The organism is Pseudoflavonifractor sp. MSJ-37, from assembly GCF_018917965.1.
Classification (GTDB): Bacteria; Bacillota; Clostridia; order Oscillospirales; family Oscillospiraceae; genus Pseudoflavonifractor_A.
The window spans coordinates 1-24,153 of record NZ_JAHLPP010000006.1; the positions used below are offsets into that span (position 1 = coordinate 1).

The window sequence follows — 24,153 nt, forward strand, 5'->3', positions numbered from 1 at the left end:
TCGAGCCTGTCAAGAACTTTTTTCGAGGTTTTTCAAGGCTTTCCGCCTTCGTACCTCAAAACTCCGTCCTTTTTGAAGTGGTCTGCTCTGTTCGAGCGAACTCATTCAGTTTACCACGCACTCTCACGTTTGTCAAGCACTTTCTTCATCCAGCCCCGCGGGTCCGTCCGGCTTCCGCCCGGTCTCCCCCGAAGCTTTCGGCTTCCAAAAGTGCCCCTCTCGCAAGGCGCTCGACTATGATACCAAGCCCAAGCCCATTTGTCAACTCCTTTTTCGACTTTCTTAGAAGTTTTTCCTTTTCCACCAGTTCCATACAAAAACCCCCGGCACCGATCCCTCTTCTGGGACCCGTACCGGGGGCATATCTTCTATCCCATCATGCAAGGCCGCCGAGCTGTTCGGCGATGACCGCCACCACAGGCAGGGTGACGATCGAGATGAGGGTGGACAGCGTGACGACCTGGGCCGAGCCCTCCTTGTCTCTGTCGAACTGTTCGGCGAACATGGCTGTCACGCCGGCAGTCGGCACGCCGGCCAGGATCACCACCGCCACGAAGCTGATGGGGTTCAGCCCCAGAGGCAGGAGCATCACCACCGTGAGTGCCGGCAGGAAGATCAGCTTCAGCACCGCTGTCGTGTAGAGCCGGGTGTTGCGGAAGGTGGCCGGGATATCGGCGGCGGCCATCTGGGCGCCGATCACGATCATGGCCAGCGGGGTGTTCAGATCCGCCACGAAGCCGATGGTGCTGCCGATGGCGGAGGGTAGCCGGATCCCCAGGAAGAACATGGGCAGAGCCACGAGGATGCCCAGGATCGGCGGGCTCAGGAGGACCTTTTTGATGGAGAAGTTCTCCTTCCCGCCCATCAGATACACACCGTAGGTCCACACGCCCAGATTGAACGCCACGAACACAGGCATGGAGTAGATCAGGCTGTCCTCGCCCAAGATGGCGCTCATCAGCGGGAAGCCCATGAACCCTGTGTTGCCGAAGATGACGGCGAAGCGCATGGTGTCCCGGGTATCCTTGTTTTCTTTTCGGAAGAAGGCCAGACAGACCACCGCGCAGACTGCGAAGCTCAGCAGGACTAGGAAGAAAGACGCCGCCAGGTCATGGAAGAGGGCCGGGTCGAACTCCACCTGCAGGGAGTCGATGATGATGCAGGGAGTGACCACATACAAGAGCAGGAACGAGAGCTGAGGCAACGCCTCTTGCGTCAGTTTGCCCAGCTTCGCCAGTACGAAGCCGATGCTCATCAGCAGGAAAAGGGTCCCGACCTGTCCAGTGACGATGAACAGGTTCATGAATAGGGAAGCCAAACCGGATCACTCCATTTCGATGATTTTCGATTCCAAGTCACGACTAGCCCTATTATAGAGCGGCAAAATCAGGCTGTAAATGATGATCTCATCCAAAATAACGCCCGTTTTTCCGCATTTTCAAGCCAACAACGATAAGATGTCTGCTCTCATCCGCGGTGTACGACAAGACGCGCCGCACCCCACGCTGTCGTTCCCCATAGGATGGGCCGGAAGGAGGCCCCCTATGGAACTCTGCTCCTCGATGGCCGCGGCGCTCTGCTTCGCCCTGGCCTGCAATCTGGATACCCTCCTGCTGGCCGTCGTCTGCGGAGGACGCGGCCTGCAGATCTCGCTCCTCCACGCGCTGGTCCTGGCCGTCGAGACCACCGCAGTGACCGCCCTCTCTCTTCTGCTCGGCTCTGCCTTCTCCACCGTCCTGCCCGTCAGGACCACAGAGGCACTGGGCGGGCTGGTCCTCATCGGCATCGGGCTCTGGACCCTTCTGGACGCCCTCCAGGGGCAGGAGACCGCCGGGGAGGACCAGCCTCCCGGTCCTGCCCTCCGGGACTGGATCGGCCTGGCCGCCGCCCTGGCCGTGAACAATGCGGGAGCGGGCGTCGCCGCCGGAGCCGCCGGGCTTTCCCTGCCGCTGGCGACTGTGGGCACGTTTCTGGTGACGCTGACCGTCCTGCCGCTGGGGGAACGGCTGGGCCGCCGGGCCGCCGGCCGTCTGTCCGACCGTCTGGCCCTCCCGCTCTCCGGCCTGCTCCTGCTCCTGCTTGGTCTGTGGGAGGTCATCCTGTGAACCGATATCTCACGCCGGATAGGATACGGAGGTCAGAGCCGGGGCCCTGACCTCCGTCTTTATTTCAGTCCAAGACCGTCAGCGCGGCCCTCATCAAGCATAAAGGCAGGCGATGCCGGAGAATGGACCGCCGCTGATATCTCATCCGCTCACACCCGTTCCAGTACATAGGCCAGTGCCGCCGCGTAGTCCGGCAGGCCCTCCAGCGGGGCCCGCTCATCCACAGAATGGGCGTCCAAGATCTCCGGGCCGGTGCTGAGCATCACCATCCCCGGCGCTTTCGCCCCCAGGACGGACAGCTCCAGTCCCACATGGACGGCGGTCACGTCCACCGTCCGGTCGGACGTCTCCCGGAAGCCCTCCGCCAGCAGGGCCGCCAGGCGGCTGTCCGGGTCCCCGGGCCAGCTGGGATAGCGCTCCTCCTTCGCCAGCCGGAAGCCCCGGTCGGCCGCCGCTCCGTCGTGCTGGGCAAAGAGGGCCTTCTCCTCCCCATAGGTGGCACAGCGGGTGAAGGCCAGCACCTCCACCTGTCCCTCCCGCTCCCATACCTTCGCCACGTTGGAGGACGCTCCCACCACGTCCGGGAAGCGGGGATGGGCCTCATAGACCCCGTGGAACAGGGTCGTCAACAGGGCACAGGTGTCCCGGGCCGCCTCCTGCGCCCACACGGTCTCCGGCAGAGGGACCGGCTCCAGCTCCACCCTGGCGTGAGGGTCCGTCTCCCCATAGCGTCCCACCAGCTCTGTCCGGAGGGCCTCCACGGCCCCCGGCAGGACCGCCGCGCCCTCGTCCCCCGTCACCAGCCGGCAGGAGGCCCCGGCGGCGATCGCGTTGTGGGCGGTGCCGCCGGCCAGGTCCCCGATCTGGAAGGGCAGCTCCCGCCATAGCTTCCACAAAAAGCCCGCCAGCGCCCGGACAGCGTTGAGCCGTCCCTTGTGGATGTCATCGCCGGAATGCCCGCCGGTGCCGCCGGTGATGGAGATCCTCCACCCCATGGTCCCCCGGGCCGGGACCCGCTCCAGCGGTCTGGCATAGGTCTCCCGCCGTCCCCCGGCGGAGCCCACGATGGCCCGTCCCAGATGGAAGCCGTCGGTGTTCAGCAGGCCCCAGGCCCCCGACAGCCAGGCGGGATCCACCTGATGGGCGCCCTTGAGGCCCACCTCCTCACCGGTGGTGAACAGGATGCGGAGGGGGCCGTGGACGGCGCCCCGCTCCAGCAGGGCCAGCACCACCGCGTTCCCCAGATCGTTGTCCGCCCCCAGTGAAGAAGTCCCGTCCGTGTGGAGGAGCCCGCCGTCTACACGCACATGGGGCGCGTCCCGCTTCGGGTCGAAGCCGCTGTCCGGCCGCACGGCGCACACCATGTCCATATGCCCCTGGAGGATCAGCAGGGGCCGATCCTCATGTCCCGGACTGGCGGGCACGTCCGCCATCACGTTCCCCGCCCCGTCCATCACCGGGGCGAGGGCCAGCCTCCGGAGCCGCTCCATGAGATACGCCCCGGCGGCTCTCTCGTTCCCGGAGCCGTGCGGCATGGCGCTCAGGCCCCTGAACTCCTCCAGGACCGCCCCCACGATCTCGTTCCGCTCCACTTCTGTTCCCGCTCGCGTCATGTCAGATCCTCCGTCCTCTCTTCGCTCTCGGTATCTCGCTCAGGCTCCGCCGGGGCCAGTGGGATGCCCACCTCCGCCTTGAACAGGTCCCCGTCGATCTCCAGCCGGAAGGTCCCGCCCTGGAGCTCTGTCAGGCTCTGGGCGATGGACAGGCCCAGCCCGGAGCCCTCGGTGGTCCGGGCCGTGTCTCCCCGGACGAAGCGCTCCATGAGCCGCTCCGGCGGTACGTTCAGCGCCGCCCGGGAGATGTTCTTCACGGTCAGCTCCGCCATGTCCCCCCGGAGGGCCGTCTCCAGATAGACCCGTGTCCCGCTCATGGCGTATTTGCAGCAGTTGCCCAGCAGGTTGTCCACCACCCGCCACAGGTGCCGCCCGTCGGCCAGCACCTCCGGACCGGTCTCGTCCAGCTCCAGCACCGGCGTCAGCTCCGCCTGCCGGAACTTCTCCTCGTACTCCCCCAGCGCCTGCCGGACCAGCTGTCCCAGGTCCAGCCGGACCAGCTCCACCGGCAGAGTCCCTGTGGAGGCCTTGGACGCCTCCACCAGATCCTCCGTCAGCTTCTTGAGCCGCTGGCTCTTCCGCTCCAGCACCGCCACATACTCCAGCGCCGCCGGGTCCCGGATATCCGTCTTTTTCAGCAGGTCCACGTAGTTGATGATGGAGGTGAGTGGCGTCTTGAGGTCGTGGGACACGTTGGTGATCAGCTCCGCCCGGAAGCGCTCGCTCCGGAGCCGCTCCTCCACCGCCGCGGAGATGGAGGAGCCCAGATCGTTGAGCTGTTCCGCGTGCTCCCGCAGGTCCCGGTACATATGGGCCGTGTCGATCCTGGTCTCCGGCTTTCCGCCCAGGATCTCCCCGGCGGCGGTCCGGATGGTCCGCCACTGCTCCACCCACCGGCAGATGGCCCAAAGCGCCACGCCCTGATAGACCGGGATCAGCACCACCGTCAGCCCGGTCAGCACCGTCCCCAGCAGATACAGCAGGAAGAGCCACACCGTCCGCCGGGACATGGGCCAGAGGTCCGCCGCCCGCCGGACCGTCCGGCGGACCCAGGCATAGAGCCGCCCGCACAGGGTCTTTTGGGGGATGCGGCGGCTCCGGATCTGCCGCAGGGTCGTCCCCAGCAGGACCAGCGCTCCCGCCGCTCCCGCCGCGGACAGCGCGCCCATGCCCACTATGTTCCGGACCGTCAGTCCATACCGTTCGATGCTGGACGCCACCGGATCCCCGGCGCTCACCAAGGCCCCCAGCAGGAGGGCCGCCGCCCCCGCCGTCAGCTCATAGGGGATCCGGTCCCACCAGCAAAGCCGCACCGGTCCGGTCAGATCCGACCGGCACAGCCGCGCCAGCAGGGCCAGCGCCGCCGACAGGGACAGGACCCAGAGCACCGTCACCGGTCCCAGCCACCGCTGGAACGTCTGATAGTCCAGCTCAGCCTCCCAGATCCCATCCTGGACCGTGAGCGGAGCCGTGACGCCGCTCTCGATCACCACCGCCGCCGCGTGGAGGCGCCCATCCAGCGCTTCGTCATACTGCCACTCCCCGCTCCCATCCGCGCAGCGGTAGCCGTACGGCTGGGCGGCGGCCGTGTCGGCCGCGCTCCGTGGGTCGAAGGTCACGCAGGTGTTCTGGTCGGTCCAGACCCGGAGGAGCGGGACGTCCCCCTCCTCGTCCCATTCCACCCAGTCCCGGTCGTGGAGCTCATCTCCGGCGGAGATGCCGGTGCGGGCGGTCTGCCGGTCCTTCAGGTCCGACATGGCCTCTCCCTCCGCCAGACTGCTGTACAGCAAGGTCCCGTCGTCCAGCCGCACCTGGACCCGGTAGTTGGTGTTCTCCGGCCGGAGGGCCTCCGTCAGCCGGTCCAGCCGGAGCCGGTCCAGATAGTCCAGCTCCTCCCCCCAGCTCTCCCGGAGGGACAGGTCCATGGCCGCCGTCACCATGCCGCCGTAGTCGATCTCCGCCCGATAGAGGCTCCCGCTCTGGTAGAAGTCTCCCCCGGACCACAGGTCATCCCAGTGGGAGGCCAGCAGGACGCTGGACCAGAAGGCCGCCGCCGCGCACACCACCCAGACCGCCGCGGCCAGCCGCCGGAACGCTTTGGGCCGTCCCTCCGTCACCGCCGATCCCTCCTCACATCTTCTCCATCTTATAGCCCAGGCCCCACACCACTTTGATATAGCGGGGGTCCGCCGGCTGGATCTCGATCTTCTCCCGCAGATGGCGGATATGCACGGCCACCGTGTTCTCCGATCCCAGAGACGGGTCGTTCCACACCCGTTCATAGATCTGTCCGGTGGAGAACACCCGCCCCGGATGCTTCAGCAGCAGGAGCAGGATGTTGTACTCGATCGGCGTCAGGGCCACCTTCTCCCCGTCCACCGTGACGGTCTTGGCCCCATCGTCGATGGTGATGCCGCCGTTGGTGAAAACGGCGCTGTCCTCCCCCGCCGGCCGGCTCCGGCCGCCCAGGGTGGTGTACCGCCGGAGCTGGCTCTTCACCCGGGCCAGGACCTCCACCGGGTTGAAGGGCTTGGTCACATAGTCGTCGGCCCCGATGTTCAGGCCCAGGATCTTATCGGTGTCCTCGCTCTTGGCCGTCAGGAGGATGATGGGGATATTGGTGGTCTCCCGGAGCCGGGCGGTGGTCCGGATCCCGTCCAGTCCCGGCATCATCACGTCCATGAGGATCAGGTGGATCTCGTGCTCCTTCACGGCGTCCAGCGCCTCCAGCCCGTCATAGGCCCGGAACACCCCGTAGCCCTCGCTGGTCAGGTAGATCTCCAGCGCCGATACGATGTCCCTGTCATCGTCGCAGACCAGGATGTTGTACACAGCGTTCATCCTTTCTCTCTATCGTCTCCTCCCATCTTATCCTATCTTTTTTAAGACGATGGGAGGTCCTCATTAAGATTTCCGAAAGCCCCATATCCAAGGCGCTCGGGAATATTTTACTCCCACCGGCGTCTAAAAAGCAAATCCGTTTGGGAGGCCTCTCTGACGGAGCGTCTCCGCGTCCCCGCCCATGAACGGGAACGCGCCCCCGGCCTTGCGGCCGGGGGCGCTCGTTTTCCCTCAAGGTGTCATTCACTTCGCCACGTTTTCCAAATAATTCATAAACATAGCGGCCACTTCGGCGCGGCTGGCGCTGCCGTGGGGGGAGAGGGTCACGTCGCTGGTGCCCTTGATGACGCCCGCGCCGCAGGCCCATCGCATGGCGGACATGGCCCAGCCGCTGACGCTCTGGGCGTCCGCATAGCGGAGGATGTCGGTGTCCTCGCCCACGCTCACGTCGATGCCCTTGAGTTGGGCGTAGCGGTACAGCATCACCACGAGCTGTTCCCGGGTGATGACGCCCTCGGGGTCGGTGCCGTCGGACACGCCCTTCTCCATGGCCCACGCGCGGCCCTGCTCATACCAGGTGGAGCCGCCGGTGGTGTCCGCGCCGTCCAGACGGGCCAGCATGGTCATGAGCATGGCACGGGTCAGCTTCCCGTCGGGGCCGAACTTCTGGCCGCCGATACCGGACATGATGCCCTTATCGGCGACATAGTCCACGGCCTTGGCGTACCACTGGCCCTCCGCCACATCGGTGAAGTCCGGAGCCTTGGCCGCCTCGGCGAAGGCCGCCTTCACGTCCACCTTGCCGGCGGGCATGGTGAAGGTGTACTTGCCATCGCCCTTGTCGGTCAGGGCGATCTTGTTGCCGTCCTTGTCGGTGACGGTCAGGTCCTTGAGCTGATAGCCGCTGTCGGGCTTGACGGTGATCGTCACGCGGTCGCCCTTGCTGGCGTTCTTCGGGCTGACGGTCACGGCGCCGTTGCTCGCCTTGCTGGGCACGGAGACCTCGTTGCCGGAGGAGCTGGAGCCGGAGGAGCTGGAGCCGCCGTCGGAGGACCGCCGGGTCACGGACACCTTGCAGGTATCGGCAGCCTCTTTGTGGTTATCATCGCCCGCGTAGCTGGCCGTAAAGGTATAGGTCTTGGTCTCGTTGGGGAGTGCCGCGGAGAATGGACCGTCCTTGTTCGCGGTCACGGTGATGCCGTTGTCGCAGGTCACTGCAATTTCGCCCTCAGTGGGAACGCCATTGGAGATGACGGTCAGCTCCACGGTGCCGGAGCCGGTGAGAGAGGTCTGGTCTGCGGAGATCTTGACGGTGGGGGTGGCCTTGGTGATGGTCACAGTTGTCGACTCACTTGTTGCGGTATCATTGTCAACGGTGATTTCCACGGTATAAGCGCCGCTGTCGGCAACATCAGTCAGCGTCAAGCGACTGTTGGTCTTATCGGCAATCGCCGCACCATCCTTGTACCACCGATAGGAAGCATTGCTTGCCGCAGTGCTGCTGGCAGTCAAAGTGACCGTATTACCGTAGACTGCCGTTGCTGTACCGGAAATGGTAGGCTTATTTAATGTCCACTGGGCGATAAGCGTCATGTCTCCACTTAGGTCGACGGTCGTACCAGGGCCATAAATCGTATCACCGTCCTTAACCTTCCAGCCAGTCAGGGTATAACCGGCACGGATGAAAATGTTTTCTCCGGCCAGAGTCCCACCGGATTTCGCAACTGTCTCTTTTACCCTGCTACCATCTGTATAGCCGTCCTGATAAGTGACCTCTGCATAGTTTGCGGAATCCAGCTTCCATTCAACAATATAGGCAGTTCCCCTTGTGGGTGTATCCTTTGTGACTTGAGTGCCATGATTGTCAGGTTTATTTTGGTCATACACATACCATGTGGCGATGTAGCCCGGCTTCGTTACAGCGCTGAATGTACCATCGTCCCCTGTTACAGTCCCCCCGTTGGTGATCAAGCAGGTGCTGGTTCCTTTGTTACGCTCAACCGCCAAAAGATTCTGAAGTGCTTGGCAGCACGCTACATCGTTCAAATAGACATAACGATCAAGATCACTCGTAGTACTGTTACCGTCAATACTAAATGTACGGGTCGCTCCGTCTACTGTGATCGTCCGCACACCGGTCAAGTCAATACGAGACAATGCTGAATTGTTGTAGAATGCAGCATCGCCTGTCAGCATCAAATTTTTTGCGGAAATTTTTACAGATTCCAGAGATTCTCGTATAAAGGCGGTTTTATTTATGGTTGCGATCCCAGTGACATCGATTTCAAGTGTTTTCAGCTTGCCCGTCCCACCCAAAGCGACAGAGAAAGCAGAATCAGCAGAAGCATAGCTGTCGCCTTTAATTGTAAGCTCTGCTACATTCGGATAATTCTTTCGCGTAATTTCTGTTCCCAAAGAACCATCAACGGTCAATTTTGTAGTAAGCACATTGGCAAATTTGGAGGGGTCGATCGTTGTTTCATCTATTACTGCACCAGCGTTTTTCAAATAGCTGACGATCGCATTGCCATCGCTTATGCTCATATTTTCTGACAGCTTGAGGTCGGTGAGTTTAGGGCTAGCATCGTTCTTCACAAAGGATCGGTTTCCAAATGCGATTGCACGGTCCCCCTCAAATGTAAGGCTCGTTAAACCGGAATTTCTAAACGCCGCATCACCAACGGATGTGATACTACTCGGAATCACAACAGAAGTCAGCGATGCGCAATTTTCACAGGTATATGCCGGGATGCCGGTCAAATCAGAAGAGAGCGTCAGCGTTTTGATACCTGACCCGCTAAATGCATTCGTTCCAAAGCGACTATTCAGTGTAGCGGTCGTCAAATTGGGCATATTCTGGAATGCAGAATTGCCATAGCCATCAGTCTGGTTTGTCAGCTGTGCGTTCAGCTTATCAAAATCGATTGAAAATGCAGAACCGTTGATCGTCTGCCCGTTCATCGAAGTGAAGCAATCCGGCAGCCAGTCCGAAAACTCTTGACCTTCTCCTAACTTATTGCAGCTGCCAAAGCCGTCAAACTTCATCGCTGCATGGCCTGCCAGAGACCAGTCGCCCTCCCAATTCACTGTTGTCAGTTCCGGCTCACTGTCAAAAGCCATGGCGCCAATGCTCGTTACCGAATGTGCAATGGTAATGCTCTCAACGCACGGAAGGCGGAACGCCCTTGTACCGACATTAGTCACTCCTTCAGATATGACAACACTTTTCACCGCTGTACCCAGGTCCTTCCAAGGCGTGTTGGATACATAGGTTTTTGTCCCGGCATAATAAATCAAATTCCTACTATCATACAGAGGAGACCTGTCATATTCTGCTTTATTTACATAGCTTCCACTCGAGTCCTCAAAGTTCCCAAAATCCGCCATCGCACCCGTGCCGAAGATCTTCAGCGTGCCGGTACTGCTATCGAAACTCCATTGGACGTCCGCCCCTTCTGCACCGCAGTTGCCGTCCATCACAGCTGTTCCGCTCCCGCCATCTTCTGCCAACGCTGCCGGAGCCAGCGTGAACATCATCGTCAGTGACAACAATATTGCAAGAATTCGCCGTTTCATCTCTTTTACCTCCTAATAGTTATTTATGTTGTACCCGCCTCCGCGGGAGGAACACAAACGAAAAGACGCCTTCAAGACATGGTTTCTCCATGCTCGAAAGCGTCTGCGTATTTCGGATAAAAGAGGCTGTGGGCAGTGCAAAAGGACAGAGTTTTATCTGCTCTGCTCTGCTCTGCTCTGCTCTGCTCTGCTCTGCTCTGCTCTGCTCTGCTCTGCTCTGCTCTGCTCTGCTCTGCTCTGCTCTGCTCAAGCATACGGGCAGGGGCGGGGGCTGTCAAGGTCTTTTTCATGTTCCACCCGCTCCTTTCCGCGTCAAGATCTATCGTTTTTCTACGATAAAAGTATATCATATTTTCCATTCCGTCGCAACCATCTGTGCCCGAACTGTCGTATTTCGGGCCTGAATAGCAGTGCTGAGAAGCGTGTCGAACTGGTCCGACACGCTGGCGGCCCCCGGCATATTGCCGGGGGCCGCGTCGTTCTTATCTATATCAGTTGTCCAGCTCCTGGATCGCCTTGGCGGCCTCGATGGCCTTCTGCTGGGCCACGGGAGGCGCCACCTCGTAGCGGACGAAGTGGAAGGTGAAGGCGCCGCGGCCCTGGGTCATGGACCGCAGGTCGATGGCGTACGTCATCATCTCAGCCATGGGGACCTCCGCGGAGACGACCTGGTTGCCCTTCCCGTCGGGATCCATGCCGAGGACGCGGCCCCGGCGCTTGTTCAGGTCGCCGATCACGTCGCCCATATAGCTGTCGGGGATGGTGACCTTCAGCTCGCCGATGGGCTCCAGGATGGTCGGGTCGGCGTCGGGCAGTCCGGCCTTGTAGGCCAGCTGAGCGGCGGTCTTGAAGGCCATCTCGGAGGAGTCCACCGGGTGATAGGAGCCATCGTACAGGGTGGCCTTCAGGTTCACCACGGGATAGCCCGCCAGCACGCCGTGCTGGACCGCCTCGCGCAGGCCCTTCTCCACGGCGGGGAAGTAGTTCTTGGGCACCGCGCCGCCGAAGACCTCCTCGCAGAATTCCAGCTCCTCGTTCTCGCCGGGCTCGAAGCGGATCTTGACGTCGCCGAACTGGCCGTGGCCGCCGGACTGCTTCTTATGGCGGCCCTGGACCTCCACCTTCTTGCGGATCTTCTCCCGGTAGGCCACACGGGGCACGGAGAGCTCCGCGTCCACGCTGAAGCGGCTCTTCAGCTTGGAGACCAGCACGTCCATCTGCATATCGCCGGTGCCGGAGACCACCATCTGGCGGGTCTCGGCGTTATTGCTCCAGTAGAAGGTGGGATCCTCCTCGCTCAGCCGGGTGAGGCCGGCGGCGATCTTGTCCTCCTGGCCCCGGGTCTTGGGGGCGATGGCCACAGAGTAGCAGGGCTCCGGGAAGGGCAAAGCGGGGAACTTGATGACCTTGCGGGGATCGCAGATGGTGTCGCCGGTCTTGAGGGCGTCCATCTTGGAGATCGCACCGATGTCGCCGCAGACCAGCTCCCGGACCTCCTCCGCCTTCTTGCCCTTCATGGTATACAGGCGGCCGATCTTCACGGTCTCGCCGGTGCGGGCGTCCACCAGAGACATATCCGGGGTCAGGCTGCCGGACAGGACCTTCACATAGGAGTATTTACCGTACTGGTCGGAGATGGTCTTGAACACGAAGGCGCAGGGATAGGCGCGGTCGGAGAGGACGTACTCCTCCAACTCGCCGTCGGCGTTCTCCACCAGCTCGGGCGTGCCCTCCAGAGGATCGGGCACCAGGTCGATGATGGTGTCCAGCAGCATCAGGGTGCCCAGGCCCTCCTCGGCGGAGCCGCAGCAGCAGGGGATCAGGGACAGGTCCCGCACGCCCTGGCGCAGGCCCTGGACCATCTCGGCATAGGAGAAGTCCTCGCCGTTGAAGTAGCGCTCCATGAACTCCTCGCTGGTCTCGGCCACGGACTCCTTCAGGGCGTCGTAAAGCTCGTCCAGCACGGGGAGCTTGTCCTCGGGGACCTCGATCTCCGCGCGTCTGCCGTTCTGCATCTCATAGGCGCGCTTATGGAGCACGTCGATGATGCCGATGACCTTCTTGTCCGCGTCCCAGATGGGGGCGACCACCGGGGCCACGTTCTTGCCGAACCGCTCCCGCAGGGCGGCGAAGGCGGCGTTATAGTCGGAGTTGTCCTCGTCGGTCTTGGAGATGTAGAAGATGCGGGGCATCTTCCGCTCCTCGCAGTAGTTCCACGCCTTTTCCGTGCCGACGCTGATGCTGCCGGCCTTGGCGGGGGTGACGATCACGGCGGCGCCGGAGACGCTCAGCGCCTCGATGACCTCGCCGGCGAAGTCGAAATAGCCCGGAGCGTCCAGGACATTGATCTTGGAGCCCTTATATTCCACAGGAGCGATCGCGGTGGAGATAGAGACCTTGCGGCGGATCTCCTCGGGATCGAAATCGGAAACGGTATTGCCATCGGCGGTAGAACCCATCCGGATGGTGCCGCCGGTCAGGAACAGCATATTTTCAGCCAAAGTGGTCTTGCCGCTGGAGCCATGGCCCAGGAGACAGATGTTGCGGATATTTTGCGCGGAATAGCTCATAAGGTTCCTCTCCTTGCGTTAAATGATCGGAGCAGCCGTGGGTCCGATGGAACATCACGACTACGTTGGTCATTATAACTCAAAAACCATGATATGGCAACCCGTTTTTTAGACGGATCTGCAAATCCATTAGAAAGATATGGCAAAGGCCCGCCGGATCCATCTCCGGCGGACCTTTCGGTCTGTCAAAAAAGTCATTTCTCACGTTGAACGATGCAAAAGCCTCACAGAGTTCCGTCACCCGCAGGTGGCGGGATCAAATGTAAGGTGTTTTTTCTGAGGACATGCGCCTCAGAAAAAACTCTTCTCAGGCCGCTAGTGTGCGAGCATAGCGAGTGTGCGCGGCGGACTGCATCCCATCGAAGAAATGCTTGCATTTCTGAGAAGCGTGTCGAACTGGTTCGACACGCTGAAAGGCCCGCCGGATCCACCTCCGGCGGACCTTTCGGTCTCAGTCTGTCCCTTCCAGCTTCTCCTCGGTCTCCTCCAGCGCCAGATCCCGCAGCTCCCGCAGGAGGGGCTCGCGGGAGCACTCCCCCACGCCGTAGGTCCGGTTCAGCTCCCGCTCCAGCGGGAGCCAGCTCTCCAGCGGCGCCTCGTTGTGCTGGATCACGGCCTCCAGCCGGTCCAGCGCCTTGTAGATCCTGGCCTCCCGGCTCTCCAGCGCCTCCATCTCGGCGAAGAGGGCGGTCAGTTCCCCCCGCTCCGTCTCCGGCAGTCGGGACAGGAGCCCCTCCACCGCCCGCGCTTCCACCGCCCGGTGGCCGTCGTTCTTCTGGAAGGCGGGGATATCTCCGGTGACGGCCTCGCCCCAGTCGTGGATCAGGCACATCCGGATCACCCGGTCCATATCCGCCCCCGGGAAGGACTCCCTCAGGAGGAGGGCCATCACGGCCAGCCGCCAGGAGTGGTCGGCCACGGACTCCTGCCGCCCATTGGAGGTCCAGGAGTGGCGGGTGTTGCACTTCATCTTCTCCAGCATATGGAGGAATTCCATCATCGTCCTCGCGTCCATCACGATCGCTCACGCTCCGATCATCGGTTTTTCTTATCGTAACACAGATGGCCCCTCCGCGTAAAGGCGCCGGCCGGGGGCCTGTATGCGCTCCGCTTTCCCGGAATAAATCCCCGCCGTTCCGGGCACCCTTCTCTCACAGCTCCTCCACCAGCCGCCGCAGGACGGCCGCGTGGCGGAGCTCTCCGGCGGCCAGCTCCCGGCAGAGGGCCCGGAGGGCTGGATCCTCCATCTCCTCCGCCATGGCCAGCAGCCGCCGGGCGCTCCGCTGTTCCTCCCGGAACCGTTCCCGCAGACACAGGGGGAAGGCCCCCCGGAGGGCGGGCTGGATCCGCTCCTCCGGCCAGTACCACGCCCCGCCGATCAGGAAGCAGACGGCGGCCAGACGCTTCCCCTGCCGGTGTTCCTCAGCCGCCAGGGCCCCCAGAGCCCGGCTCCCGCCGCCCGGAGCCCGCCGGGACAGGCTCCGGTACTCCTTCCATCCGGCCACCGCCCGCTCGACCATGCCCTGGAGCTCTCCCAGCCAGGCGGCAGAGCCCTCACTCAGGGGGAGCCCCTCCCCGGCGGGCCGGTCCCGGCGGCACGCCGGCCCGGGATCCGCGCGCGGTGTCTCCCGTCCTGCCGACGGCGGCGGGGAGATGGCGGGCACCGGCACCGGCGGTACGGCGGCCGGCTCCGCCTCGATGGGGCAGTCCGGCCGCGGCTCCGGCATGACCCGGCTCCATACCCGGGCAAAGGTCTCCCGGTCCGGCGCGGTCCCCTGGATCTGGTTCGGCATCATGATCCCTCCTCGTTCATGCTTCCCTCCATCCTATGTCCGCTCCCCGCCATGCGTCCCAGATATCCCCTATTCTCCGGGCATTTATAGGGATAATTCTTGTATTGTGGCGAAAAAGGTGATATGATACTGGTCCGAGAAACGTTACGAAGGAGCATTTTCATCATGCTGGAGATCAGAAGCCTGAGATACCAGGTGCCCGAAGAGGGCGGCACGACGCTGGGGATCCTCAACGACGTGTCCCTGACGATCGGAGACGGCAGCCTGGTCGTCGTCACCGGCCCCAACGGGGGCGGCAAGACCACACTGGCCAAGGCCGTCATGGGCCTGGTCACGCCGACCAGCGGCCAGATCCTCTGGAACGGCACCGACGTCACCCATATGAGCATCACCGAGCGCGCCCGCCAGGGCATCAGCTACGGCTTCCAGCAGCCGCCCCGCTTCAAGGGTCTGAAGGTCCGGGATCTGCTGTGTCTGGCCGCCGGCCGGGAGGACCTGGCCACGGAGGATGCCTGTCAGTATTTGACCAAGGTGGGCCTGTGTGCCCACGACTATATCGACCGTGAGGTGGATGCCTCCCTCTCCGGCGGCGAGGTCAAGCGCATCGAGATCGCCACGATCCTGGCTCGGAACAGCGGCCTCATGATCTTCGACGAGCCGGAGGCCGGCATCGATCTCTGGTCCTTCGCCAAGCTGACGGAGACCTTCCGCGCCATCCACGCCAAGCGGAAGGCCACCCTCATGATCATCTCCCATCAGGAGCGGATCATCGACCTGGCCGACGAGATCGTCCTCATCGAGGACGGAAAAGTGGCCAGACACGGTCCCAAGGATGAGATCTTCCCCCTCATCCTGGAGCGCACCTCCACCGGATGCACCTATCTCAGCCAGGAGGTGGACAAGGCATGATGGACAAGACAGACTGGAAGCTCCTGAAGGAGATCGCCGACCTGGAAAAGACCCCTCTGGGGGCCTACAACATCCGGCTCAACGGCCAGAGCGACTCCCGGGCCTCCACGGCCAATATCGAGATCACCGGCAAGACGGACGGCAAGTCCGGCATCGAGATCCGGGTCAAGCCCGGCACGAAGCACGAGTCCGTGCATATCCCCGTGATCATCCACGCCACCGGCTTCTCCGAGCTGGTGTACAATGATTTCTTCATCGGCGAGGACTGCGATGTGGACATCGTGGCCGGCTGCGGCATCCACAACACCGGCTGTGAGACCGCACAGCACGACGGCATCCACACCTTCTATATCGGCCGGAACTCCAAGGTCCGCTATGTGGAGCGCCACTACGGCGAGGGCGATGCCAACGCCGACGGCAAGCGGATCTTCAACCCCAAGACCGTGGTGTATCTGGAGGAGGGAGCCTCCATCCAGATGGAGACCACCCAGATCCGGGGCGTGGACTCCACCAAGCGGGAGACCATCATCACCGCCGGCAAAAACGCCGAGGCGGTGGTCACGGAGCGGCTCCTGACCCACGGGGACCAGACCGCCGAGTCCGATATGGAGATCATCCTGGACGGCGAGGGCTCCAGCGGCCGGGTCATCTCCCGTTCTGTGGCCCAGGACCGGTCCAAGCAGGTCTTTTATCCCAAGATGACCGGCAACAACAAGTGCTTCGGCCATGTCCAGTGCGACTCCATCATCATGGGGGAGGCTCAGGTCTCCTCCATCCCGGCCATCGTGGCGCATCATGTGGATGCCCAGCTGATCCACGAGGCGGCCATCGGCCGCATCGCCGGAGACCAGCTCCTGAAGCTGATGACCCTGGGCCTGACGGAGCAAGAAGCAGAGGAGAAGATCCTGGATGGATTCCTACAGTAATCTGGAAGCGCGGGCCAAGTGCAACCGCTTCGGCGAGCACAACGGCATCGTCATGACGAAGATCGAGCAGGACTATGCGGAGGGCGAGATCACCGTCTGCGAGACGCATCTCAATCCCATGGGCATGGTCCACGGCGGCTGTCTGGCCACCCTGGCCGACTCAGTGACGGGCACGGCCGTGGCCACCCGGGGCCGGGTGGGCGTGACCATGGACTGCCGGATGGACTATCTCCGTCCCGCCGTCGGCACCAAGAAGGTCCGCTGCCGGGCCATCCCCCAGAAGATCGGCCGGACCATCACCCTCTACCGGGCAGAGCTGACCAATGACGACGGCGCCCTAATCGCCGTCGGCACCTTCAGCTTCTTCCTGACCGACAAGCCTCTGCCCAACTTCCAGGAGCTCCTGGATCAGGCCAGGGCCCATCAGGAGGCGCAAGGGGACGCCTGACCGTCCCGATATAAGGAAAACGAGCGGACCCGCTCCCATCCGGGAGGGGCCCGCTCATTTCATATTTCCTGATTCAATGCTCAACGAAAGACAGGATCGTATCCACACAGCGCTCGATGCCCAGCACGCCGCTGTCCAGACAGAGGTGGTAGTTCTCCGCCATGCCCCAGGTCCGGTCGGTGTAGTACTTATAGTAGGCGATCCGGCGCTTGTCCTTCTCCGTGATGCGCTTCTCGGGGGTATCGTCCTTCTCGCCGTACAGCCGGACGATCCGGTCTTTCTTGAAGGCCATGTCCGCATGGATGAACACGTTCAGGCAGTCATCCCGCTCCCGCAGGAAAAAGTCGGCGCACCGGCCCACGATGACGCAGGGCCCCTTCTCCGCCAGTCCCTGGATGATCTTCCGCTGGGTGATATAGATCTGGTCGGTGAGGGCGCTGTTGGCCCAGTTGTTCAGGGCGAAGAGGAAGCTGGTGTTGGCGCTGGCCTCCTCGCTGGAGTTCTTGATGAAGTCCTTGGACATCCCGCTCTCCTTGGCGATCTGGTTGACCAGTTCCTCGTCATAGCAGGTCACGCCCATGCGCTGGGCCACCTCCTTGCCGATGGTCCGTCCGCCGCTGCCGAATTCCCGATTGATGGTGACGATACGAAAGCCCATTCCGCCGTACCTCCTTTGCGATGTTTCCCGCTCCGACTCAGCCGGACGGAGGAAAAGGGGCGCAGATGCCCGGTGACGGTCCCGCACCCCTTGCTTCGTATTCTAACATACCTCCCGGCGGAACGCAAGCGTTCACCGGGCCAGAAACTCCTCCGAAGCCCGAAGCGCCTGCCCCACAGGGTCCCCCTCCATGTCCAGCCAGAGCACGCCCTTGTCCCGCCGGAACCAAAGGACCTGCCGCTTGGCAAAGCGCTTGATGGCCCGCCCCAGCTCGTCGAACAGGGCCTCACGGCTGGGGATCGCCCCGGTGAGGTAGCGCAGGATATACCGGTACTCCAGGCCAAGAGCGTCCAGGAAGGCGTCCGCGGCCCCCTCCGCCCGGAGGCGTGCCACCTCTTCGATCATGCCCTGGTCCAGCCGCTTTTGGAGCCGCTCGTCGATCCGGCGGCATACGGTCTCTCTGGGATAGTCCACCCCCAGCAGGAGGCAGTCATACCTAGGCTGAGAGGCAGGGGCGTCCAGGCCCTCCCCGGAGCGGAGCTTCTCCAGCGTCCGCACCAGCCGCTGCTTGTTGTTCTCCTCTCCATCGGAGAGGGTGCGGCCGGTCTCCGCCCGGAACATGGCATAGAGCTCCGGGGCGGTCTTTTGCTCCAGCTCCGCCCGAAGGACCGGGTCCGGCTTGCTGTCCGTGAAGGTGAAGCCCTCCGTCACGGCCCGGACATACAGCCCTGTGCCGCCCACCAGGATGGGGACCCGGCCCCGGCTCAGGATATCGTCGATGGCGGCGTAGGCGTCCCGCTGGAACTCCGCGGCGGAGTAGCCCTGGTTTGGGCTCACCACGTCCAGCAGATGGTGGGGGACCCCCTTCATCTCCTCCTCGGTGATCTTTCCGGTGCCCAGATCCAGGCCCCGGTAGACCTGCCGGGAGTCGGCGGAGACGATCTCGCCTCCCAGGGCCCGGGCCAACTCCACGCCCAGCCCGCTCTTCCCACAGGCGGTGGTGCCCAGTACCACGATCAGTTTCGGCAGCGCCATATCCAACATCCTCTCTTGGTGTGCTCGTTCATAGTGGAAAAACGATCCGGAGACGCGTCCCTCATCTCCGGAAATAGCCGCTCTCCCGGTACTGGATCGCCTCGGCTAGATGGGGGACCCCGATCTGCTCCGCGCCGTCCAGGTCCGCGATCGTCCGGGCCACCCGGAGGATCCGGTCATAGCTCCGGGCGGTGAGGCCCATCCGCTCGAAGGCCCCTTTCATCACCGTCCGGCAGGCCTCGTCCAGCGGGCAGTGCTCCTGTAGGTCCCGGGGGCCCATGTGGGCGTTGCAGTCGGGACCCTCCCTGCCGAAGCGGACGGCCTGGACCTGCCTGGCCCGCTCCACCCGCGCCCGGATGGCGGCGGAGGACTCGGCCTTCGGCTTTCGGGACAGCTCTTCGAAGTCCAGGGCCGGCACCTCTACATAGAGGTCGATCCGGTCCAGCAGAGGGCCGGACAGCTTGCCCAGATACTTCCTGACCTCCGTCTCGGAACAGCGGCACCGACCGGAGGGATGGCCATACCAGCCGCATTTGCAGGGGTTCATGGCACAGATCAGCATGAACCGGCTGGGGAACACCTCGCTGGCCGCCGCCCGGGAGATCTGGACCTTCCCCTCCTCCAGCGGCTGGCGGAGGGATTCCAGCACATCCTTGTGGAACTCCGGCAGCTCGTCCAGGAAGAGGACGCCGTTATGGGCCAGAGAGATCTCGCCGGGCTTGGGGATCGGCGAGCCCCCGCCGGCCATGCCGGTGGCCGAGATGCTGTGATGGGGCGCCCGGAACGGCCGCTGGACCACCATCGGCTTCTCCCGGGAGGTGAGGCCCATGACCGAGTGGATCTCGGTGGCCTCCAGCGCCTCCCGCTCGCTGAGGGCGGGCAGGATGGAGGGGAGCCGCTTGGCCAGCATGGACTTGCCGGACCCCGGAGGGCCGATCATGGCCAGGTTGTGGCCTCCCGCCGCCGCGATCTCCAGGGCCCGCTTCACCTGATCCTGGCCCTTCACGTCGGCGAAGTCCAGACCCGCTTCGGGCTCTGCGGTCGGCCGCCACACCTCGGCCGGCCCGATCCGCCGCTTCCCCCTCAGGTGGGCCACCAGCTCCTCCACGCTCTCCACCGGGCAGACCGTCAGGTCTCCGGCCAGAGTCGCCTCGGCGGCGGAGTCCGCCGGGACATACAGGGTGCGGATGCCCGCCCGTCTGGCGGCCAGCGCCATGGGCAGCATCCCGGTCACTGGCCGCAGAGAGCCGTCCAGAGACAGCTCGCCCACGAAGGCGGCGTCCTCCTCCGGCGGCGGGAGCTGGCCCCCGGCCGCCAGGATGCCCACCAGCATGGGCAGGTCGTAGACCGTGCCCGCCTTGCGCCGGTCTGCCGGGGCCAGGTTCACCGTGATCCGGGCCGCCGGGAAACGGAAGCCGCAGTTCCGGGCGGCGGAACGCACCCGATCCCGGGCCTCCTTCACCGCCGTGTCCGGCAGGCCCACCACGTCGAAGGCCGGGAGCCCGTTGGAGAGATCGCACTCGGCCAGCACCTCATATCCGTTGACCCCCTGGAGGCCCAGGGAACGCACCTTGCAGAACAAACCCTCCACCATCCTTCCGCCGGCTCCCGCCAGTCCCATCAAAACTCCTCTATACTGATCGGTAGCACGCAGTTAACATACGCTAACATCAAATAACGCTGCTGTCATCATAGCTTATCATAGCCCATCTGTCCATTTTTTGCAATCAGTATGATGAGTTCAACGATCTAAACCGGCAGTTGGCATGATTTTCGCAGGAAATTTTACAGATCCTTTTGATTTTCTTCCCCCGCAGCGATTTACAAACAGAAACGTTGGTGATAGAATAAGGGCGCTGCTGAAAGGAAAACTTCTAAGGAGGAACCCGTTTATGGCTCGTAAGCTGAAAACGATGGACGGCAACACTGCTGCCGCCCATGTGTCCTACGCCTTCACCGAGGTCGCAGGCATCTACCCCATCACTCCCTCCAGCCCCATGGCCGACAATGTCGATCAGTGGGCCGCGGCCGGCCGCAAGAACATCTTCGGCACGACTGTGAAGGTCATCGAGATGGAGTCTGAGGCTGGCGCGTCCGGCACCGTGCATGGCTCTCTGGCCGCCGGCGCCCTGACCACCACTTATACCGCGTCTCAGGGCCTTCTGCTGATGATCCCCAATATGTACAAGATCGCCGGCGAGCTGTTGCCCGCCGTGTTCCACGTGTCTGCCCGTACCGTGGCCAGCCACGCCCTGAACATCTTCGGCGATCACTCCGACGTCATGGCCTGCCGCCAGACCGGCTTCGCCATGCTGGCCGAGGGCAACGTGCAGGAGGTCATGGACCTGTCCGCCGTGGCTCATCTGGCCGCCATCAAGGGCCGCGTCCCCTTCATCAACTTCTTCGACGGCTTCCGCACCTCCCATGAGATCCAGAAGGTCGCGATCTGGGATTACGACGACCTGAAGGAAATGGTGGATATGGACGCGGTCGAGGCGTTCCGCAAGCGCGCCCTGAACCCCGAGCATCCCATCATGCGCGGCTCCCATGAGAACGGCGACGTGTTCTTCCAGCATCGTGAGGCCAGCAACAAGTACTATGAGGCCGTCCCCGGCATCGTCGAGGAGTATATGGCCAAGGTCAACGCCAAGCTGGGCACCGACTACAAGCTGTTCAACTACTATGGCGCCGCGGACGCGGACCGCGTCATCATCGCCATGGGCTCCATCTGCGACGTGGCTGAGGAAGTCATCGACTACCTGAACACCCACGGCGAGAAGGTGGGTCTGGTGAAGGTCCGTCTGTACCGCCCCTTCTGCCCCGACAAGCTGATTGAGGCCATCCCCGCCACCGCCAAGAAGATCGCCGTCCTGGACCGGACCAAGGAGCCCGGCGCGCAGGGCGAGCCTCTGTACCTGGATGTGGTCACCGCTCTGGCCAACGCCGGCATCACCGACAAGACCATCATCGGCGGCCGCTACGGCCTGGGCTCCAAGGATACTCCTCCCAGCAGCGTGTTCGCTGTCTATGAGGAGCTGGAGAAGGCCGCTCCCAAGCGTCAGTTCACCATCGGCATCGTGGACGATGTGACCAACATGTCCCTGCCCGAGCACGACTGCCCCAACACCGCCGCGGAGGGCACCATCGAGTGCAAGTTCTGGGGCCTGGGCGGCGACGGCACCGTCGGCGCCAACAAGAACTCCATCAAGATCATCGGCGACCACACCGACAAGTACGTGCAGGCCTACTTCCAGTATGACTCCAAGAAGACCGGCGGCGTGACGGTGTCCCACCTGCGCTTCGGCGACAAGGCCATCCGCAGCCCCTACTATATCAACAAAGCCGACTTCGTGGCCTGCCATAACCCCTCCTATATCGTCAAGGGCTATCCCATGGTCCGGGACGTGAAGGACGGCGGCACCTTCCTGATCAACTGCCAGTGGACTCCTGAGGAGCTGGACAAGCACATGCCCGCCGTGGCCAAGCGCTATATCGCCGCCCACAACGTGCAGGTGTACACCATCGACGCCATCGACCTGGCCGCCAAGATCGGCATGGGCAAGCGCACCAACACCATCCTGCAGTCCGCCTTCTTCGCTCTGGCCAAGATCATGCCCGAGGCCGAGGCCATCCAGTATATGAAGGACGCCGCCACCCACTCCTACCTGAAGAAGGGCCAGGACGTGGTGGATATGAACCACAAGGCCATCGACGCCGGTGCCACCGCCTTCAAGAAGTTCGACGTGCCCGCCTCTTGGGCTACCGCCGAGGATCAGAAGGCTGAGAAGACCCTGGCCGGCCGGCCCGCCACTGTGAAGATGGTCCAGGATCTGCTGGAGCCCATCGACCGCATGGAGGGCGACAGCCTGCCCGTCTCCGCCTTCGAGGAGTATGTGGACGGCACCTTCCAGCAGGGCGCCTCCGCCTATGAGAAGCGCGGCGTCGCCGTGTCCGTCCCCGCCTGGGATGAGACCAAGTGCATCCAGTGCAACCAGTGTTCCTATGTCTGCCCCCACGCCACCATCCGTCCCTTCGCCCTGACCGCGGACGAGGCCGCCAAGGCTCCCGCCGCCACCAAGGCCGTGGAGATCAAGGCCGGCAAGGGCAAGGGCACCTACAAGTTCACCATCGCTGTGTCTCCTCTGGACTGCATGGGCTGCGGCGTCTGCGCCAAGGTCTGCCCCGTGAAGGCCCTCACCATGGTGCCTCAGGAGCAGGAGGCCGCGCAGCAGGCCGTGTTCGACTACATGGTGGCCGATGTGGCCCCCAAGGCCGACATGGAGGGCACCGGCTCCGTGAAGGACAGCCAGTTCAAGCAGCCTCTGCTGGAGTTCTCCGGCTCCTGCGCCGGCTGTGCTGAGACCGCCTATGCCCGCCTGGTCACTCAGGTCTGCGGCGAGCGGATGTATGTCTCCAACGCCACCGGCTGTTCCTCCATCTGGGGCGGTCCCGCCGCTACCTCTCCCTACACCGTCAACAAGGACGGCCATGGTCCCGCTTGGGCCAACTCCCTGTTCGAGGACAACGCCGAGCACGGTCTGGGCATCCTGATGGGCCAGAAGGCCATCCGTGAGAGCCTGGTCGCCAAGACCAAGGAGCTGCTCTCCGGCCATGTCTATGAGCCCGCCCGCGTGGCCGGCCAGAAGTGGCTGGACACTCTGGAGGATGCCGAGGCCAACGCCGAGGCCACCAAGGCCTATGTGGCCGCTCTGGAAGAGGCCATCATGCCCGTGGACGATCTGATCAGCTTCGCTGAGAGCGATGCCGGCAAGCAGGTCTTCGGCGATCAGCAGGCCGCGGTCGCGGCCCATGCCAAGGAGCTGAAGGCTCAGGGCGCCGCCCACTGCGACTGCCCCGCCTGCACGCTGGCCTCCGAGATCCTGGCCCACAAGGACTACCTGTCCAAGAAGGCTGTCTGGATCTTTGGCGGCGACGGCTGGGCCTACGATATCGGCTACGGCGGACTGGACCATGTCCTGGCCTCCGGCGAGGACGTGAACGTCTTCGTGTTCGATACCGAGGTGTACTCCAACACCGGCGGACAGGCTTCCAAGGCCTCCAACATCGGTCAGGTGGCGCAGTTCGCCGCCGCCGGCAAGCGGGTGGCCAAGAAGAGCCTCTCCGAGATCGCCATGCAGTACGGCTACGTCTATGTGGCTCAGGTCTCTATGGGCGCCAACCCCGCTCAGACCCTGAAGGCCATCAACGAGGCTGTGAACTACCATGGTCCTTCCCTGATCATCGGCTATGCTCCCTGTGAGATGCACTCCATCAAGGGCGGCATGACCAACTGCCAGAGCGAGATGAAGAAGGCCGTCGAGTGCGGCTACTGGAACCTGTTCCGCTTCAACCCCGCCCTGAAGAAGGAGGGCAAGAACCCCTTCACCCTGGACTCCAAGGCCCCCGCCGGCGGCTATCAGGAGTTCCTGATGAACGAGGCCCGCTACTCCTCCCTGACCCGGTCCTTCCCCGAGCTGGCGAAGGAGCTCTTCGCCGAGAACGAGGAGACCGCCAAGGCGCGCTACGAGCACCTGACCCGCCTCACCGAGCTGTACAAGTAAGTACCGCTCTCTCCGGTCCCGCCGGACGCGAACGCGTCCGGCGGGACTTTTTGCCGATATTTTCTCTGTCCGCCCTACTTGCCACCCGCTTTGGGGAATGCTATAATAGAGCCCACAA

18 protein-coding genes and 1 pseudogene are annotated in these 24,153 nt (G+C 63.1%); 5 read left to right on the top strand and 14 right to left on the bottom strand.

The features are described from left to right. Window positions 1-145: 145 nt before the first annotated feature. The gene (locus KQI12_RS10785) at window positions 146-313 is read right to left on the bottom strand and encodes a hypothetical protein (RefSeq protein WP_216573282.1); all 168 of its coding nucleotides are present in this window, start codon (window positions 311-313) and stop codon (window positions 146-148) included. 63 nt (window positions 314-376) lie between these two features. Next, window positions 377-1,303, bottom strand: a complete 927-nt coding sequence (locus KQI12_RS10790) for an AEC family transporter (protein WP_253291032.1) — start codon at window positions 1,301-1,303, stop codon at window positions 377-379. 241 nt (window positions 1,304-1,544) lie between these two features. On the opposite strand from KQI12_RS10790, the gene KQI12_RS10795 reads away from it, so the two are divergent. Continuing rightward, on the top strand, window positions 1,545-2,105 hold the full coding sequence (locus KQI12_RS10795) for a manganese efflux pump MntP family protein (RefSeq protein WP_216573285.1): 561 nt from the start codon (window positions 1,545-1,547) through the stop codon (window positions 2,103-2,105). Between the two features lie 149 nt (window positions 2,106-2,254). On the opposite strand, the gene KQI12_RS10800 is transcribed toward KQI12_RS10795, so the two are convergent. The 9 genes and pseudogenes from KQI12_RS10800 to KQI12_RS10835 all read right to left on the bottom strand — a co-directional run bounded on the left by KQI12_RS10800 (window position 2,255) and on the right by KQI12_RS10835 (window position 14,498). Next, a complete protein-coding gene (locus KQI12_RS10800; RefSeq protein WP_216573286.1) occupies window positions 2,255-3,718 on the bottom strand; it encodes a M20/M25/M40 family metallo-hydrolase in 1,464 nt (487 codons plus the stop codon). Then, window positions 3,715-5,835: a sensor histidine kinase gene (locus KQI12_RS12725; RefSeq protein ID WP_371818021.1), complete on the bottom strand. Its 2,121-nt coding sequence runs from the start codon at window positions 5,833-5,835 to the stop codon at window positions 3,715-3,717. The genes KQI12_RS10800 and KQI12_RS12725 overlap by 4 nt, the downstream gene beginning before the upstream one ends. A 13-nt stretch (window positions 5,836-5,848) precedes the next feature. Further along, window positions 5,849-6,550, bottom strand: coding sequence for a response regulator transcription factor (locus tag KQI12_RS10810; RefSeq protein ID WP_216573496.1), 702 nt, complete (start codon window positions 6,548-6,550; stop codon window positions 5,849-5,851). A gap of 252 nt (window positions 6,551-6,802) precedes the next feature. Then, window positions 6,803-7,984 (bottom strand): S-layer homology domain-containing protein, encoded by a 1,182-nt coding sequence (locus KQI12_RS12575; RefSeq protein WP_253291035.1) that lies wholly within the window; start codon window positions 7,982-7,984, stop codon window positions 6,803-6,805. A gap of 708 nt (window positions 7,985-8,692) precedes the next feature. Next, window positions 8,693-10,135: pseudogene (locus KQI12_RS12815) on the bottom strand (leucine-rich repeat domain-containing protein); the annotation flags it as partial. Window positions 10,136-10,206: 71 nt separating this feature from the next. Beyond that, window positions 10,207-10,425 carry a hypothetical protein gene (locus KQI12_RS10820; RefSeq protein WP_216573290.1) on the bottom strand — a complete coding sequence of 73 codons (219 nt, stop codon included), beginning with the start codon at window positions 10,423-10,425 and terminating at the stop codon, window positions 10,207-10,209. A gap of 201 nt (window positions 10,426-10,626) precedes the next feature. Continuing rightward, entirely contained in the window at window positions 10,627-12,705 is a 2,079-nt protein-coding gene (gene fusA / locus KQI12_RS10825) for an elongation factor G (RefSeq protein WP_216573292.1), read from the bottom strand. Window positions 12,706-13,156: 451 nt separating this feature from the next. After that, window positions 13,157-13,705 carry an HD family hydrolase gene (locus tag KQI12_RS10830; protein WP_253291037.1) on the bottom strand — a complete coding sequence of 183 codons (549 nt, stop codon included), beginning with the start codon at window positions 13,703-13,705 and terminating at the stop codon, window positions 13,157-13,159. Between the two features lie 151 nt (window positions 13,706-13,856). Continuing rightward, window positions 13,857-14,498 carry a ferritin-like domain-containing protein gene (locus KQI12_RS10835; RefSeq protein ID WP_216573296.1) on the bottom strand — a complete coding sequence of 214 codons (642 nt, stop codon included), beginning with the start codon at window positions 14,496-14,498 and terminating at the stop codon, window positions 13,857-13,859. Window positions 14,499-14,663: 165 nt separating this feature from the next. On the opposite strand from KQI12_RS10835, the gene KQI12_RS10840 reads away from it, so the two are divergent. From KQI12_RS10840 to KQI12_RS10850, 3 genes are read left to right on the top strand one after another with little or no spacing between them, the layout of a single operon-like run. Beyond that, window positions 14,664-15,407: an ABC transporter ATP-binding protein gene (locus KQI12_RS10840; protein ID WP_216573298.1), complete on the top strand. Its 744-nt coding sequence runs from the start codon at window positions 14,664-14,666 to the stop codon at window positions 15,405-15,407. Then, window positions 15,407-16,333, top strand: coding sequence for a SufD family Fe-S cluster assembly protein (locus KQI12_RS10845; RefSeq protein WP_216573498.1), 927 nt, complete (start codon window positions 15,407-15,409; stop codon window positions 16,331-16,333). The genes KQI12_RS10840 and KQI12_RS10845 overlap by 1 nt, the downstream gene beginning before the upstream one ends. After that, entirely contained in the window at window positions 16,317-16,781 is a 465-nt protein-coding gene (locus tag KQI12_RS10850) for a PaaI family thioesterase (protein WP_216573299.1), read from the top strand. Before KQI12_RS10845 ends, KQI12_RS10850 begins: the two co-directional genes overlap by 17 nt. A gap of 73 nt (window positions 16,782-16,854) precedes the next feature. Here KQI12_RS10850 and KQI12_RS10855 read toward each other — a convergent pair whose 3' ends face one another. The 3 genes from KQI12_RS10855 to KQI12_RS10865 all read right to left on the bottom strand — a co-directional run bounded on the left by KQI12_RS10855 (window position 16,855) and on the right by KQI12_RS10865 (window position 20,068). Further along, window positions 16,855-17,439 carry an AAA family ATPase gene (locus KQI12_RS10855; protein WP_216573301.1) on the bottom strand — a complete coding sequence of 195 codons (585 nt, stop codon included), beginning with the start codon at window positions 17,437-17,439 and terminating at the stop codon, window positions 16,855-16,857. Window positions 17,440-17,571: 132 nt separating this feature from the next. Then, window positions 17,572-18,474: a tRNA (adenosine(37)-N6)-dimethylallyltransferase MiaA gene (gene miaA, locus KQI12_RS10860; protein ID WP_216573303.1), complete on the bottom strand. Its 903-nt coding sequence runs from the start codon at window positions 18,472-18,474 to the stop codon at window positions 17,572-17,574. Between the two features lie 61 nt (window positions 18,475-18,535). Next, window positions 18,536-20,068, bottom strand: a complete 1,533-nt coding sequence (locus tag KQI12_RS10865) for a YifB family Mg chelatase-like AAA ATPase (protein ID WP_371818024.1) — start codon at window positions 20,066-20,068, stop codon at window positions 18,536-18,538. A 298-nt stretch (window positions 20,069-20,366) separates the two neighbouring features. On the opposite strand from KQI12_RS10865, the gene nifJ reads away from it, so the two are divergent. Continuing rightward, window positions 20,367-24,035 carry a pyruvate:ferredoxin (flavodoxin) oxidoreductase gene (gene nifJ, locus KQI12_RS10870; RefSeq protein WP_216573305.1) on the top strand — a complete coding sequence of 1,223 codons (3,669 nt, stop codon included), beginning with the start codon at window positions 20,367-20,369 and terminating at the stop codon, window positions 24,033-24,035. The last annotated feature ends 118 nt before the right edge of the window (window positions 24,036-24,153 follow it).